The 15,693-nt window shown below is 66.2% G+C and carries 13 protein-coding genes; 10 read left to right on the forward strand and 3 right to left on the reverse strand.

Features of this window, described 5'->3' with window-relative positions; translation table 11 throughout:
• The first annotated feature begins 14 nt into the window (after window positions 1–14).
• The 4 genes from rnc to ACSZL9_RS10740 are packed head-to-tail and all read left to right on the forward strand — an operon-like array spanning window position 15 to window position 5,106.
• Complete coding sequence (gene rnc, locus ACSZL9_RS10725; RefSeq protein WP_446665481.1) at window positions 15–833, forward strand: ribonuclease III; 819 nt, start codon at window positions 15–17, stop codon at window positions 831–833.
• Window positions 826–1,698: a bifunctional DNA-formamidopyrimidine glycosylase/DNA-(apurinic or apyrimidinic site) lyase gene (gene mutM / locus ACSZL9_RS10730; RefSeq protein ID WP_446665482.1), complete on the forward strand. Its 873-nt coding sequence runs from the start codon at window positions 826–828 to the stop codon at window positions 1,696–1,698. Before rnc ends, mutM begins: the two co-directional genes overlap by 8 nt.
• Before the next feature lie 22 nt (window positions 1,699–1,720).
• Window positions 1,721–3,634, forward strand: a complete 1,914-nt coding sequence (locus ACSZL9_RS10735) for a M3 family metallopeptidase (protein WP_446665483.1) — start codon at window positions 1,721–1,723, stop codon at window positions 3,632–3,634.
• Window positions 3,631–5,106 (forward strand): M81 family metallopeptidase, encoded by a 1,476-nt coding sequence (locus ACSZL9_RS10740; RefSeq protein WP_446665484.1) that lies wholly within the window; start codon window positions 3,631–3,633, stop codon window positions 5,104–5,106. Before ACSZL9_RS10735 ends, ACSZL9_RS10740 begins: the two co-directional genes overlap by 4 nt.
• 19 nt (window positions 5,107–5,125) lie before the next feature.
• Here ACSZL9_RS10740 and ACSZL9_RS10745 read toward each other — a convergent pair whose 3' ends face one another.
• Complete coding sequence (locus ACSZL9_RS10745; protein WP_446665485.1) at window positions 5,126–5,803, reverse strand: copper homeostasis protein CutC; 678 nt, start codon at window positions 5,801–5,803, stop codon at window positions 5,126–5,128.
• Between the two features lie 54 nt (window positions 5,804–5,857).
• On the opposite strand from ACSZL9_RS10745, the gene ACSZL9_RS10750 reads away from it, so the two are divergent.
• From ACSZL9_RS10750 to ACSZL9_RS10775, 6 genes are all read left to right on the forward strand, one after another.
• Window positions 5,858–7,324, forward strand: a complete 1,467-nt coding sequence (locus tag ACSZL9_RS10750) for an NAD-dependent succinate-semialdehyde dehydrogenase (RefSeq protein ID WP_446665486.1) — start codon at window positions 5,858–5,860, stop codon at window positions 7,322–7,324.
• A gap of 86 nt (window positions 7,325–7,410) precedes the next feature.
• Window positions 7,411–7,692 carry a hypothetical protein gene (locus ACSZL9_RS10755; RefSeq protein ID WP_446665487.1) on the forward strand — a complete coding sequence of 94 codons (282 nt, stop codon included), beginning with the start codon at window positions 7,411–7,413 and terminating at the stop codon, window positions 7,690–7,692.
• Between the two features lie 688 nt (window positions 7,693–8,380).
• A complete protein-coding gene (locus ACSZL9_RS10760; protein WP_446665488.1) occupies window positions 8,381–9,136 on the forward strand; it encodes a hypothetical protein in 756 nt (251 codons plus the stop codon).
• A complete protein-coding gene (gene dxr / locus ACSZL9_RS10765; protein ID WP_446665489.1) occupies window positions 9,133–10,335 on the forward strand; it encodes a 1-deoxy-D-xylulose-5-phosphate reductoisomerase in 1,203 nt (400 codons plus the stop codon). The genes ACSZL9_RS10760 and dxr overlap by 4 nt, the downstream gene beginning before the upstream one ends.
• A 35-nt stretch (window positions 10,336–10,370) precedes the next feature.
• Window positions 10,371–11,702: a M50 family metallopeptidase gene (locus ACSZL9_RS10770; protein WP_446665490.1), complete on the forward strand. Its 1,332-nt coding sequence runs from the start codon at window positions 10,371–10,373 to the stop codon at window positions 11,700–11,702.
• Window positions 11,703–11,805: 103 nt separating this feature from the next.
• Window positions 11,806–12,537: a class I SAM-dependent DNA methyltransferase gene (locus tag ACSZL9_RS10775; protein ID WP_446665491.1), complete on the forward strand. Its 732-nt coding sequence runs from the start codon at window positions 11,806–11,808 to the stop codon at window positions 12,535–12,537.
• Between the two features lie 39 nt (window positions 12,538–12,576).
• On the opposite strand, the gene ACSZL9_RS10780 is transcribed toward ACSZL9_RS10775, so the two are convergent.
• Together ACSZL9_RS10780 and ACSZL9_RS10785 are read right to left on the reverse strand one after the other, a co-directional pair.
• On the reverse strand, window positions 12,577–13,902 hold the full coding sequence (locus ACSZL9_RS10780; protein WP_446665492.1) for a DUF222 domain-containing protein: 1,326 nt from the start codon (window positions 13,900–13,902) through the stop codon (window positions 12,577–12,579).
• Window positions 13,903–14,046: 144 nt separating this feature from the next.
• Window positions 14,047–15,492: a nucleobase:cation symporter-2 family protein gene (locus ACSZL9_RS10785; RefSeq protein WP_446665493.1), complete on the reverse strand. Its 1,446-nt coding sequence runs from the start codon at window positions 15,490–15,492 to the stop codon at window positions 14,047–14,049.
• Window positions 15,493–15,693 lie beyond the last annotated feature (201 nt).

Genomic DNA, 15,693 nt, shown 5'->3' on the forward strand with positions numbered 1-15,693 from the left:
GCCTCTTCGACGACGTGAGCCCGAGCAAGCGGCAGCGTCCCGAAACCGCACAGCGGCCCGTCGCCGACCTCGCCCGGATCCTGCAAGACAGGTCCGGCGAGGTCGTCGACGAGTCGCTGCTTTCGCGCGCCCTGACGCACCGGTCCTATGCGTACGAGAACGGCGGCATACCGCACAACGAGCGCCAGGAGTTTCTCGGCGACGCCGTGCTGGGTGTCATCGTCACCGATCACCTCTACCGCGAGCATCCCGATCTGCCCGAAGGGCAGCTGGCGAAATTCCGTGCAGCAGTGGTGAACTCGCGTGCCCTGGCGAAGGTTGCGCGGCAACTGGAGCTGGGTTCGTTCCTGAAGCTGGGTCGCGGTGAGACCACCACCGGTGGGCGCGACAAGGACTCGATCCTGGCCGACACGATGGAAGCCGTCATCGGCACCGTCTACCTGTCCAGCGGGATCCCGGGCGCCACGGCACTGATCCACAGCCTGATGGACACGCTGATCGAGCGATCCGCGACGCTCGGCGCCGGCCTCGACTGGAAGACCTCACTGCAGGAGATCTCGTCGAGTCTCGGACTCGGCGTGCCCTCCTACCGGGTGGACGAGGAAGGCCCGGACCATGACAAGACGTTCACCGCGACCGTGCTGATCGCCGACGAGGATCTCGGTCACGGTGTCGGCCGCAACAAGAAGTCGGCGGAGCAGGAAGCAGCCGAGTCGGCGTGGAAGACGCTGAAGGCCCGGTCGGACAGCGCCGAGAACTCAGCCGAGAAGTCCGTGGAGAACACCGCCGACAAGTCGGCCGAGAAGTCGGGCACGAGCGCCGGAAGTGCCTGAGCTTCCCGAGGTCGAAGTCGTACGGCGCGGGCTTGCCACGCACGTGGTGGGGCGGTCGTTCGAGCATGTCGCTCTCTTCGGGCACCGCGTCGCGCGGCGCCATCTGCCCGGTCCGGTCGATCTGGCCGACCGACTGCGTGGTGTGGTTGTCACGGGTGCCCGGCGCCGTGGAAAGTATCTCTGGTTGGAGCTGGACGGCGGGGTCGAGGCGCTCGTCATACATCTGGGGATGAGCGGGCAACTGCTGGTGGAGGCGGCTGACGCACCGCGGGAGAAGCACGCGCACGCGTTGTTCGACCTGTCGGACGGCCGACAGCTGCGCTTCGTCGACCAGCGGACCTTCGGTGGCCTGCAACTGGTGTCGCTGGTCCCCGACCCCTACGGTTCGGGCAGCGTGCCGGAGATCATCACGCACATCGCAGCTGACCCGCTGGAGCCGGCGTTCGACCAGCAGTCGGTGAGCCGGGCCATGCGCCGTCGGCGCACCCAGCTGAAGCGTGCTCTGCTCGACCAGTCGCTGGTCTCCGGGATCGGCAACATCTACGCCGACGAGGCACTGTGGCGGGCTCGGCTGCACGGCGAGCGGGCGACGGAGAAGCTGACCGCTGCTGCGGTGCGCGAGGTGCTGGGTCATGCAGCAGAAGTGATGACCGAGGCGCTCGGTCGTGGCGGCACCAGCTTCGACAGCCTGTATGTCGACGTCAACGGCGCCAGCGGCTACTTCGAGCGATCGCTGAATGCCTATGGGCGACAAGGAGAGCCGTGCCATCGTTGCGGCACGTTGATGGTGCGGGAGTCGTTCATGAACCGGTCGTCGTTCAGCTGCCCGCGGTGCCAGCGGAAGCCGCGCGTCATCGCCAGGTAAGCCTCCGGTTAGGTTGCTGTGCATGAGTGCATTGGAGCCGCAGGACCTGCCGACCGCCGAAGACGCCCTCACCTGGGTTGCGCAGACGTGCGACGACGGGTTGAGCCGGGCGAGTGCGGCGGTGGACTCGTTGAAGGCCGCCCCACCGGCCGACGCGCTGGAGGTGCTGCACGCGTGGAACGACATACACGTCGCGCTCGCGAACGCAGCCGGTGTCGCCGGCGTCTACGCCGAGACCGATCCGTCGAGCGCGGTGCGGGCAGCGGCCGACGACGCGATGCAACGTCTCGACGCGTTCTCGACCGAGTTGGGCATGGACCGGGAGGTCTTCGCGATCCTCGACGCGCTCGATGCCTCCGGCCTCGGTGACGACGCGCAACGTTTCCTCGAGCGTGCGTTGCGGGATTTCCGCCGAAGCGGCGTCGATCAGGATGACGCCACCCGAGCTCGGCTGACCGAAGTCGCCGAGTTGGAGTTGACGGCGAGTCAGGAGCACAGCAAGCACATCCGCGAGGGGGTGCGGTCGATCTCCGTGCCGCCGGAGGCACTCGCCGGTATGCCGCAGGATTGGCTCGACGCACACCCGGCAGGCGACGACGGCATGGTGACGGTGACCACCGACTACCCGGACTCGATCCCGCTCATCACCTTCTGCAGCGACGCATCCACCCGTATGGCGATGACGCTCGAGCGCCTCAACGTTGCCTGGCCGGCCAATGACGCCGTGCTGCAACGCCTGCTGGAGCTTCGCGCCGAGCACGCGAAGCTGCTGGGCTACGACACCTGGGCGGACTTCGATGCCGAGGTGAAGATGATCGGAAATGCCTCTGCCATCGGCGAATTCATCGACAAGATCACGGCCGCTGCCGCGGACAGAGCACAGCGTGACAAGGCGGTCCTGCTGAAACGCCTCCAGCAGGACGTGCCCGAGGCCACGGACATCTCGTCGGCCGATCTCACGTACTACTCGGAGCTGGTGCGTAAGGAGCAGTACGCCGTCGACGCGCAGCAGGTCCGCACCTACTTCTCCTTCGCGAAGGTGCGGCAGGGCCTGCTCGACGTCACGGGCCGGCTCTTCGAGATCGCGTTCGAGCCGGTTGACGTGACCACCTGGCACGAGGAGGTGGCGGCATACGACGTGCTGCGGGCGGGGGAGCGCGTCGGGCGCATCTACCTGGATCTGCACCCGCGGGACGGGAAGTACAAGCACGCAGCGCAGTTCGACCTGCGTGGCGGGCTGCGTGATCGCCAGCTTCCCGAAGGCGTGCTGTTGTGCAACTTCGGCCGCGGGCTGATGGAGCACGACGAGGTCGTGACGCTCTTCCACGAGTTCGGGCACCTGATCCACCACGTGCTCGGCGGGGACCAGGAATTCATCACCTTCAGCGGCGTCGCGACCGAGTGGGACTTCGTCGAGGCACCCAGCCAGATGCTCGAGGAATGGGCCTGGGACGCCGATGTTCTCGCAACCTTCGCCAGCAACGAGCAGGGCGAGACCATCCCGGCCGAGCTGGTCCGCAAGATGCGCAAGGCAGACGACTTCGGCAAGGGATTCCAAGCACGCACCCAGATGTTCTATGCGGCACTGTCGCTCAATCTGCACCTGCGGCGGTATGACGACCTGACCGCCGTGGTGCGCGATCTGCAGGCGAAGTACTCGGTCTTTCCCTACGTCCCGGACACGCATTTCCACTGCGCCTTCGGACACCTCGACGGCTACAGCTCGGGCTACTACACCTACATGTGGTCGTTGGTCATCGCGAAGGACATGTTCAGCGCGTTCGACACCGACGACATGTTCAACCAGGAGGTGGCCGGGCGCTATCGCGACAACGTCCTGGTGCCCGGCGGGAGGCGCGACGCGGCAAAACTCGTCGAGCAGTTCCTCGGGCGGCCCTACACCTTCGACGCGTATGCGGCGTGGCTTGCCGAGTGACCCGACAGCCGACCCGCCCACGGGCGATCATCGTCGGCATCGGCACCGAGTGCTCATCGTTTGCGCCGCACCGAACGTCGTTGTCGGAATTCGGGATTCGCGAAAATGACAGGACGCTCGAACGCTTCCCGTCGGTGCGGTCCGGAGAGCTGGACGACGTAGAGTTCGTGGCCGGACCGGTCGCGCGGGCGCTGCCGGGTGGCCCCGTGCTGCGCAGCGCCTATGCCGAACTCCTCGATCGCGTCCTACACGCCGTGCGATCGGGTGCTCCGTGGGACGGCGTCCTGCTCGACATACACGGCGCGATGCTGGTCGAGGGCATCGATGACGTCGAGGCGGATCTGGCTCGACGCGTCCGGCAGGCGGCCGGAGGCGCGCAGGTGGTGCTGGCCGCGGCGATGGATCTGCACGGTCAACCGTCGCGCGACTTCGTGCGCGAGGTGGACCTACCGACTTGCTACCGGACTGCTCCACACATCGACGAAGCGGAGACGCGGGACCGGGCCGCCCGCTTGCTGGTGCGCGCGTTGACCTCGGGCTCCCGCCCGGCGCGTGCATGGTGCCGGATCCCGGTCATCCTCCCGGGGGAGAAGACCTCCACGCGAGTCGAGCCCGCACGGTCGTTGTACGCGCAGTTGAAGCATCCACCGGACGGTGTCTGGGAGGAAGCCCTCTGGGTGGGTTACGCGTGGGCGGACGAACCCCGGACGGCCGCCGCCGCGGTCGTGGTGGGGGACGACCTCGGCGCCATACGGGATGAATGCGGGCGGCTGGCGGAGTCGTTCGTCGCCGCGCGCAACGACTTCAGCTTCTGCGGTCCGGCGGAGAAGCTGAGCCGCGCACTCGACGCAGCACACGAGGAGACCGGTGCTCCCTTCTTCATCAGTGACACCGGGGACAACCCGACGGCAGGCGGATCCGGTGACGTGGCAACAACATTGGCCGAACTGCTCGTCGATCAACGCATCACGCAGGGAGACGGCGAGGTTGTGTGGAGCGCACTGGTGGACGCTGCCGGTGTGCAGACGGCCGAAGACGCAGGAGTCGGTGCGAGCTTCGATGCAGCGGTCGGCGGTTGCCTGGGCTCGCCCGGTCGGGTGCGCTTACAGGGTGTTGTCGATCAGCTGGTGTCCGACGCTGCCGGCGGCGCCGCAGTGGTGCGCGTCGGCCGGTTGCGGGTCGTCCTCACCGAGCGGCGCACCCCTTTCCACACGCGAGAGGACTACGCGCGGGTGGGCATCGACGTGCAGCGAACTCGACTGGTGATCAACAAGATCGGCTACCTGGAGCCCGACCTGCAGGACATCAGTCGAGGCTGGGTCATGGCGCTGACGGACGGTGCCGTCGATCAGCGCATCGAGCACCTGCACTTCAACCGCCTCGACCGCCCGTTGCATCCCTTCGACGAGCTCGCCGACGACTGGCGTGCCGACGTCGAGCTGTTCGGCACGGCCGGCGCATCAGTCGTATGACGACCGGCCCGCGCGCCTCTCAGGACTCGTGTACGAGTTCCGCGGCCCTGCGCACCAGGTCGGTCGACACCGGTCGATCCCAGGCGGCCCCGTCACGCACCGCCCGGCCGAGGTGCAGTCCCTGAGCTCCGGCACTGATCAGTACCGGAATGTTGTCGAGCGTGACGCCACCACCGACGAGCAATCCGGCCGCCAGCTCCGGGTCACGCAGTGCCGCCGCGAGGCGCGGCATACCAACGTCGACCCCGGCCGGATCACCAGCTGACAACACCTGGTCACAACCCGGCAGGAACAGCGCCGCGGTGGCAGCTGCCGACAGGTCGGGCGCGTCATCGAGCGCACGATGAAACGTCCAGTTGCGGTCGCCGAAGGAAGCGATCACCGGATCCAGCCGATAGGAAGGCACTCCGGCGACGTCGATCGCACCACACACGAATTCGGTTGCCATCGGCAGAGATTCGACATCTGAACGCAGGATGTCCGCCGTCTCCTGGGTCACGTGGTGCGACTCGGTGCGCCGGACCATGACACGCACCGGGCGATCGGTTGCGTCGAGCACGGCAGCCAGCACGTCCGGCGCCGGCGTCATACCTCCGCGCTCCGGCTCGGCAACGAGCTCGAGCCGGTCGGCACCGCCGGCCGTCGCCGCGCGAGCATCCGCCGCACCGGTCACGATCACTTCACATGTGCGCATCATGAACTCATTCTGGGCCCGGGACCGGCATGCGCACGAGGGTGGCAGGCTGAGCCCATGACAAACACGCCACGCACGTCCTCGGTCGTCGACCAGGTCAAGAAGCAGTTGTTCATCGGTGGCACCTGGAGGGACGCCGACGGAGGACGGACGCTCGAGGTGGACAACCCCGCAACCGGAGGCGTGCTGGCTGAGGTCGCCGATGCATCGGTGGCTGACGGTGCCGCTGCGCTGACCGCTGCTGCCGAGGCACAGGAGGACTGGGCGCACTCCGCGCCACGGGACCGCAGCGAAATCCTCCGCGCCGCATACGAACTCGTCGTCGAGCGCGCCGAAGTCTTCGCGGAGTTGATGACTCTGGAGATGGGGAAACCGCTCGCGGAGTCCCGCGGCGAAGTCACCTACGGGTCGGAGTTCTTCCGGTGGTTTGCGGAGGAAGCAGTGCGGGTTTCGGGTCGCTACTCCGTGGCTCCCAACGGCGCGACGCGACTGATGACGATGAAGCAGCCGGTCGGGCCGACATTGATGATCACGCCCTGGAACTTCCCCTTGGCCATGGGCACGCGCAAGATCGGGCCGGCGATCGCGGCGGGCTGCACGATGGTCGTCAAACCCGCCGCGGAGACCCCGTTGACGATGCTCTATCTCGCGCAAGTGATGGAGGAAGCAGGTCTGCCGGCCGGTGTGCTGAACGTCATCACCACCACCGACAGCGGAGGGGTGATGGAGCCGCTGATCCGGGACCCGCGTGCCCGCAAGCTGACCTTCACCGGCTCGACCCCGGTGGGCCGCACGCTGATCGAGCAGTCGGCACAACAAGTGCTGCGAGTGTCGATGGAGCTGGGCGGCAATGCTCCGTTCATCGTCTTTGCCGACGCCGATGTCGATGCCGCGGTCGAAGGGGCCATGCTGGCCAAGATGCGCAACATCGGCGAGGCATGTACGGCCGCCAACCGGTTCTTCGTGCATGCGGATGTTGCCGAGGAGTTCAGCGAGAAGTTCGCCGCGCGCATGGCTGCGCTGACGGTCGGAGACGGTATGACCGATGGTGTGGACGTCGGGCCACTGATCAATGCCAAGGCGGTCGACAAGGTGCTCGCCATGGTTACGGACGCGACCGATCGTGGTGCGCGCGTGGTCACCGGCGGCACCAAGGGTGACCGCTCCGGGTACTTCTTCGCGCCCACGGTGATCGCTGACGTGCCCGGTGACGCGACGATGGCACGCGAGGAGATCTTCGGACCAGTTGCCGGCATACAGACGTTCACCGACGAGGCCGATGCGATACGTCGTGCGAACGACACCGAGTACGGCCTCGTGGGTTACTTCTTCACTCGTGACTACGCACGGGTTCTGCGAGTCAGTGAGGCGCTGGAGTACGGCATGGTCGGGGTGAACCAGGGTGTCGTGTCCAACCCCGCCGCGCCGTTCGGTGGGGTGAAGGCGAGTGGCTTCGGACGCGAGGGCGGTGCTGAGGGCATCGAGGAGTACCTCGAGACGAAGTATGTCGGCCTGGCGTTCTGACCGACCGCGTGAGCCTGTGGACAACTTCTGCGGCTGACCGGCATCGGCTCCTACTCTCGTGACGACGAGCAGGAAGGGAGTCGGCGATGGGCCAACTCAGGGTCGATCCGGGGGCACTGGACGACGTCTCAGCCACTTTGCGTGGTGCGCCGGACAGCGGCATGGCAACGCTGGCCCGCGCGGTCATCGATGATCTTCGCGACGGCGAGGGAAGTGGTGGCGTGGACGACATCACGTCCGTGTTGCCCCGGCTCGTCGCCGATGTGGCGGAGCGGACCGCAACGATCGCGAGCAAGTTGTCGACCGCTGCGGGCAGCTATCGCAACACCGAGTGGCTGGTGCGTATCGCCCTGGCCGAGCAGTCATGAAGCCGCTGGACGGCGACCCGACCATCCTGCTACGAGCACATGGTCGATGCGGGGCACTGGCCCTGGAGTTGGACCGCCTCGACAGGGCGTTGGGGACCGGCCACGGTTCGGCTCTCGGCCGGTGGTCGGGTGCCGGGGCGGCAGCGTTTGCGCAGTCCGCTGCGGACCACCGAAGGACCGTTGGCGGGGTGCGGGCTGCAGTCGAGCGGATCGGCGTGATCACGCGTGCATTCGCGCACGAACTCGCCGATGCGCAGGCGGACGCAAGGCGGTTGCCGGAGCAGGCTGTTGCCGAGAGGGCAGCGCTCGAAGAGCGTGTCGAACTGTCACGTCGCCGGTTTCGGCAGCAGCTGGCGCTCGTCGAAGCTGATCTCGAAACTGATCTCGGGCGGCTGAGGATCGGGCCGCCCACAGGTTCGGATCGTTGGACCGGCCCAGTGCGGCCGCCCGGCGAGGGACCGAAGTCCCAGCCGGTGAACGACCGCTGGACGGGACCGGTGCGCTTGCCGGATTGCTGGCACAAGGGCAGACGGGATCGAAGATTCCTGCGGTCGCCGAGGCTTCCCCCTCTGCCCAGGCCGGTCGAGTGGCCGACAGCCGATGCGCAGTCGCCGTGGAGACCGCGATGGCTCAACGGTGCCGGAGGGAATGAGCAGCAGATGGCCGTACAACCCGTGGGCTTGGCAGCATGAGCAGGTGGAGCGAGTCGCTGATCCAATTCACCGACGAGGAGTTGCTGCTGTTCGGTGCGGAGCATCCGATTGTGGATGCGCCATACCTCAGCCGGTTGGACGCGACGCATCGAAAGGTGGCTCTCGAGGTCGCGCTCCGCTCGCTCTGCGCGCACGGTGCTGTGGTGGTGAACGATGGAGCCGGCATGGAACTGCCCCAGTCCGTCGTCACGATGTTGCAAGTGCGGTCGTGCGCGAAGTCCACTTTGGTGATCAACAAATCGGATGCAGAGTCCAGCGTGCTCCGATATCACCATTTCGACACCGACCACGTTCTCGTCGAGGACGTGACGGATGTCGGCGCACACCAATTTCACTTCATCGACCACGCGGACGTAGCCACCGAGATCGAGGCGTTCTGCATGGTCGACGGGGCAGCCGATGGGGAGGGTGAACCCGTCAAGCTGGCCGCCGACAGGTTCGACTCAGGGGAGTTGTCCCCGGAGCTTTGGGGTGACGGTGTCGCACAAATGAACGCGACAGTCTGGCGAGCCGACGGGGGAGGCCCCGCGCTGCTGGTGCTCGGCTTCCTGCTGGGGTCGGCCGGTAGCTGGTCGAGTAGCCGCGTCGTCAACCCGTTGGAGAGCGACGATCGCCTGGTGGAGGTACGCCCGGTCACGGTCAAGGAGATCGGTCGACACATCTTCGATGCGCTGCTCGGCAGCGAGGTCGAAGGTCCAGTCCCGGATGAATGGCATTTAATGAGAGCGTGACCGACTTCTCCGCCACCCCCGCACAACGCTCTGTCTCGGTTCTGGGATCGACGGGCTCCATCGGGACGCAGGCCATGGACATCGTGCGTCGCAACCCCGATCGATTCCGCGTCGTCGCACTCAGCGCCGGTGGTCGTCAGCCTCGGCTGATCGCGCAGCAGGCTGTTCAGGCACGGGTCGACCTCGTGGGACTCGCGGCGGGCGACGCGAACGAATTCCGCGCCATGGTGGCGGACGAGGCGAGAGCGGCGGGCGCGCCGTCATACCTGCCGGAGATCGTGATCGGGCCGGATGCGGCGGAGCAGGTCGCGCGGTGCGGCGCCGACGTGGTGCTGAACGGCATCACCGGCTCGATCGGTCTGCGTCCGACGATGGGCGCGCTCGAGGCGGGTTCAACCCTCGCGTTGGCGAACAAGGAGTCCTTGATCGTCGGCGGCCCGATCGTGAAGCGTGCCGCGGCTCCCGACCAGATCGTGCCAGTGGACAGCGAGCACTCGGCGATCGCACAGAGCCTTCGCGCCGGCAGTCGCAGCGAAGTACGCCGACTGATCGTCACCGCGAGCGGCGGGCCGTTCCGGGGGCTGCCGTTCGACGAGTTGAAGAAGGTCTCACCCGAGCAAGCCCTGGCGCACCCGAACTTCGCCATGGGCAAGGTCATCACCACCAACTCCGCCACCCTGGTCAACAAGGGGCTGGAAGTCATCGAGGCTCACCTGCTCTTCGACGTGCCGTTCGAACGGATCGACGTTGTCGTCCACCCGCAGCAATACATCCATTCCATGGTCGAGTTCGTCGACGGTGCGGTGGTCGCGCAGATCGGTCTGCCGACGATGCTCGTCCCGATCGCACTCGGACTCGGCTGGCCGGACCGGGTGGCAGACGCGGAGACGCCCATCGACTGGACGAAGGCGAATGACTGGCGCTTCGAGCCGCTCAACGACGACGCATTTCCGGCGGTGCAGCTGGCGCGCAAGGTCGGGATGGCCGGGTCGACATACCCAGCGGTCTACAACGCAGCGAACGAGGAGTGTGTGACTGCATTCCACGACGGGCGGATCAACTTCACCGACATCATCGAAACGGTGAGCGCCGTCGTCGACGCGCATTCCGCGCCCGCCGGCGAACTCACGATCGACGGCGTCCTCGAAGCGGAGTCCTGGGCACGTCGTCATGCACAGCAACTACTCGATCGGCGCTGAGCGCGTCCGCAGCCAGCCATGAGACGCTGGTAGTTGTGTTGTTCCTGCTCGGCGTGATCATTCTGCTGCTCGGCATCGGTGTCTCCATCGCGCTGCACGAGCTGGGGCACCTGACGCCCGCAAAGCTGTTCGGCGTGAAGGTGACCCAATACATGGTGGGCTTCGGGCCGACCGTCTGGTCGCGTCGCCGCGGTGAGACCGAATACGGGCTGAAAGCGATCCCCCTCGGTGGCTACATCCGCATGATCGGGATGTTTCCTCCGCGGCCCGGCGAGGAAGACGGTTACATCCGAGCCTCCTCGACCGGGCGATTCACCCAACTCGCCGATCAGATGCGCGAGGACGCCTATGAACACATAGCGCCGCAGGACCAGGAGCGGGTCTTCTACAAGCTGCCGACCTGGAAGAAGGTCGTCATCATGTTCGGCGGCCCGTTCATGAACCTGGTCATCGCGCTCGTGCTGCTGATCCTCATCGCCAGTGGCATCGGGCTTCCGGTGCAGAAGAGCGCGAATATTGCGGCAGTGCAGTCCTGCTCGGCAACCGACACCGGCAAGGCGGTGACCGACTGCGACAGCAGCGGTCGGACGGCCGCAGCCGCCGCCGGGTTGAAACCTGGGGACCGGATCGTCTCCATCAACGGCACCGACGTCTCCACGACGATCGACTTCACCAACATCGTCCGGTCGCACCCGGACGAGCGGATCCCGCTCGTGGTGGAGCGAGACGGGAAGACAGTCACGCTGCAGGTGCGACCCAAGCTGGAACGTATGCCCAAACAGGACAGCAGCGGCACACAGGTCGTCAACTGGAAGGGTGAGGTCGAGTTCGAGAACGTGGGCGTCATCGGTGCGTCGATCGGTGGCACCTACCAGGACGAGCGGCAGTCGCTGCCGGCAGCCCTCGGCACGTTCGGGGACGCCCTCAAGAAGACCTCGTCGGTCTTCGTGAAGATCCCGCAGAAGATGGTCGGCGTCTGGAACGCCGCCTTCAGCGACGGCACGCGAGACCAGTACAGCCCGCAGTCAGTGGTCGGCGTCGGACGCACCGCCGGCGACGTCACCGAGTCCAAATACGCGAGCACTCAGGACAAGATCGTCGTCCTGCTGATGATCCTCGCCTCGCTGAATCTCGCGCTGTTCGTCTTCAACCTGGTGCCGTTGCTGCCCCTCGACGGGGGGCACATTGCCGGAGCGCTCTGGGAAGCGGTCAAGCGTGGCATCGCCCGGCTTCGCGGTCGGACCGGTCCGGTCTACGTGGACGTCGCCAAGGCACTGCCATTGGCGTATGGCGTCTCGGTCGTGTTGCTCGTGATGTTCGCCCTGCTCGCCTATGCCGACATCGTCAATCCGGTGAAACTCGGCTGACGATGTCGCGGCGTGCGACGTACCAGCCGGCCCGCACAGAGCCAGATGACACACGGTCGAAAACTGGTGGCGGTCGACACGTCCAGCCCGGCACAGTCGTCCCATGACGAGTAGTGACCTGTGGGACTCCGAGACGGCCGAACGGTACGACGAAGAGTCCTCCTTCATGTTCGCTCCCGAAGTACTCGACCCCGCGGTGGACGTCCTTGCTGCACTGGTCGGCCATGGCGCGGCACTCGAATTCGCGATCGGCACGGGTCGAGTAGCGATCCCGTTGCATGAGAAGGGAATCGATGTTTCCGGCATCGAACTGTCACAGCCGATGCTTGACCAGCTGTTTGCCAAGAGTGCAGACATCTCAGCTGTCGGCGGCGACATGGCAACGGCAGTAGTCGACGGCGAGTTCTCGCTGGTCTATCTGGTGTGGAACGGCCTGGGCAACGTTCGGACCCAGGCCGAGCAGGTCGAGGTCTTCCGGAATGCCGCGCGGCATCTTGCCCCTGGCGGACGTTTCCTGATCGAAATGTGGGTCCCTGGCATCAGGCGGATGCCGCCCGGCCAGTCCACCGTGCCGTTCCATGTGGGCGCGGATCATCTGGGCTTCGACACGTATGACCTGACGACCCAGCAGGGCACGTCGCACCATTACACAAGGACCGCCGACGGCAACTTTCGCCACGGCACCAGCAACTTTCGCTACGTCTGGCCGGCCGAATGCGATCTGATGGCGCTGCTCGCCGGTATGACGCTGGAACGTCGTATGGCGGACTGGGACGGCAGCGAGTTCACCTCCGACAGTCGCTCACACGTGTCGATCTGGCGCAAGGGCGAATGATGGTGCGGCCTCACGAATGTTGCGAGGAACGATCGGGGATCATGCGGCGTCGGGCCGTCGTTTCGTCATTCGGCCGCGGGTGAGATCCCATCGCACGCCGACGGCGGTCGCGGTGGCGCTGTATGAATATCGATGCACCGTCTGATGATGCGTCGTGCACAACATTGCTGAATTGAGCAGGCTGGTGACTCCGCCGGAGGACCACGGCACGATGTGATGGATCTCGCAGAACGTCGGTGGTCGATCACAGCCGGGGAACGTGCAGCCTCGATCTCGAAGTGTGACTGCTGTCCGAATCCCTTTGGTGACTAGGCGTTTCGTGCGGCCGACGTCCAACGGCTCACTGGCTGTTCCGAGGACAACCGGCACGACGTCTGCGTCACACGCCAGCCTGCGAGCAGCGGCGGTGTCCAGCACCTCGCCGGTGGCGGAGATCGCGGCACCACAGCCTGACTTCAACGTGCGGAGCGGAACCGTCACGACGACCCGTGCCGCCGCCCCGACCTGATCAACGTCTCCTACCGCGTCGGGGGAGCGGGCGCCACGGCTGACCAGCGCGACCAAGGCGTCGACGCGACGCTTGGTCGGTGTCCGGTCGTCGACCGCACCGCTAGTGAGCGGGTCTGAGTTGCTTGGGTGGGTGGTGTTCGGGCCGGTTGTGTTCGCACTGGGCACTGTCCGCCCACGCGGCGCCGACAGTGCGAGCAGCGCCTCGGTCACGATCGCGGCATTGACCGGCGCAAGCTCGGCCGTCAGTCGAGTCATCCCGGTGGCGGTGGTCCGCCAGGACAGCGACTCGGTGCGCTCGAGGGTCTCATCTCGTTTGTCGAGCTCGTCCTCGGCGTTGTCGGCGAGGATCTGGCGGGTGAGTCGCTCTTGTCCGCGGCGGCCGGTGGCCGGATCCAGCGCGAGATACCAGCCGAGAGCCTTCTCGCGCGAGGATTCCGGAATGATCGGTTCGATCTTCGCGAACTCGGTCAGTGCGGTCCTCGCAACGGCGGGCGTGCAGGTGCCGGCCAATAGGGCGTCGGTCACCGGCCGCTGAGTATCGCCGTTGCAGGCGTCGGCGACCGAACCCATCGTGTGCGCATCGCGCATGTCGAGGGGCACACCCGCCTCGGTCGCGCAATTGCCCACCCACTGCGTTGTGTTGGCGGCATCCGAGGCGCGGACGTCGCCGCGCTCGGACGCTTGTCGTGCGACGAGTGTGCCGAGTTGCTCGCTGCGGCTGCGAAGTCGCAGCAGCACGGACATGAGCTGCGCCAGGTCGGTCGGCGCCAGGCGATCGATCATGTCGGGCAGGTCTTCGAGCGCTCGCACACAAGCGGTCAATTGCCCGATGACCGCATCGTCGTCCGCTGCCATGCGTCTGCCCGCCCCTCGCCTGTCTGTTCGTTGGGCCCGAAGGTAGGTCCGTGAGCCCCGAACCGTCGTGACCGAACCCACCGGCCTGTGGACGAGCCGGGGACCGGCGAAGGGATGTGGACGGCTCTCCCGTCAACAGCACCGCTATTCGGCTGCTTTGACGCTCCTCTGCTCGCGTTCGGACGCCCGGATGTCGTCCTCCAGGCGATCGCCGAACCGCGAGACCCGGCTGTCGCGCTCGGCGAAGACGGACGCGCCCGGTTTGTTGCCCCACTTCCACTCGTTGAAGAAGATGTTGAGCACCACAGCACTGATCGCGGCCGAGCTGATGCCGGAGTCCATGATCACCCCGAACCAGTCCGGGAACTTGTCCCAGAAGGTCGGCATCGCGATCGGTATGACGCCGAAGCCGAACGCGACCGAGATGATGATCAGGTTGAGGCCGTTCTCGAAGTCGACCCGCGCCAGGGTGCGTATGCCGCTGGCGGTCACCGAGCCGAAGAGGATGATGCCCGCGCCACCCAGCACCGGGGAGGGTATGCCGGCCACCACCGCTCCGACCACCGGGAGCAGACCGAGCACCACCAGCACCCCGCCGCCCGCGGCCACCGCGTAACGGCTCTTGATGCCGGTCAGCGCGACCAGGCCGACGTTCTGCGCAAACGCGCTCGCCGGGAAGCTGCCGAAGAACGGCGCGACGGTCGTGGCCGCCATGTCGGCACGCAAGCCGGCTGCGACACGCTTGTCGTCCACCTCGGTCTCGACGATCTCGCCGATCGCGAGGATGTCGGCCGTCGTCTCGGTCATGATCACCAGGATCACGATCACCATCGAGATGATCGCGCCCGCCTGAAATGTCGGTGAGCCGAAGTGCAGGAACTGCGGCAGCGCGACGATCTTGGCGTCCTTGACCCCGGAGAAGTCGGCGTGCCCGGTGGCAGCCGCCACGAGCGTGCCGATCACCATGCCGATCAGGATCGACAAGCGGGAGATCGCGCCCTGGAAGAGGCGGCTGATCAGCACGATGATCAACAAGGTGAGGCCGGCGAAGCCGATGTTCGCCGGCGAGCCGAAGTCCTTGGCGCCGGAGTCACCGCCCATGCACCAGGTGAACGCCGTGGGCATCAGCGAGGCGCCGATCACCGTGATGATCGAGCCGGTGACGACGGCGGGGAAGAAGCGCACGATCTTGGCGAAGTAGGTCGAGGCGATCACCCCGACGACGCCCGCCACGATGATCGCGCCGAGCACCGGTCGGACACCGTCCTTGCTGGCGATCGAGACCATCGTCGACACGCTGGCGAAGGAGACGCCCTGGACGATGGGCAGGCGACTGCCGACCGGGCCGATGCCGAGCGTCTGCAGCAGGGTTGCCAGGCCGCTGATGAACAGGCCGGCTGTGACGAGCAGCGCAACGTCGGACGTGCTCAGGTGCGCGGCGCCGCCGATGATGATTGGAGGGGCGATCACTCCGCCATACATCGTGAGGATGTGTTGGGTTCCGTAGGTCAGCAGGCGCCCGGGACCATACATCGTGTCCTCGGGGCGGCCTTGGTGCTTCGGATTGCCCGTGCGTCGTAGGAGTTTCACAGCGCTCACCCTCAGTGGAGTCTGGGTCCGGGGTCGCGCAGCGGGGCGACTGTCGAGCAATCAGGGTGTAACTGATCGGGTGTGCACATCATGCACTCGCTTTCATATAGTGAAATTTGAGTTTCGACACATGAAAGCGTGGCACGGGCCGCACTTGTCGTCAACGGTTTGTTGAATTTCGTGCGACGGCCGTGCGATGGC

The sequence above is a fragment of the Flexivirga sp. B27 genome, assembly GCF_052905685.1.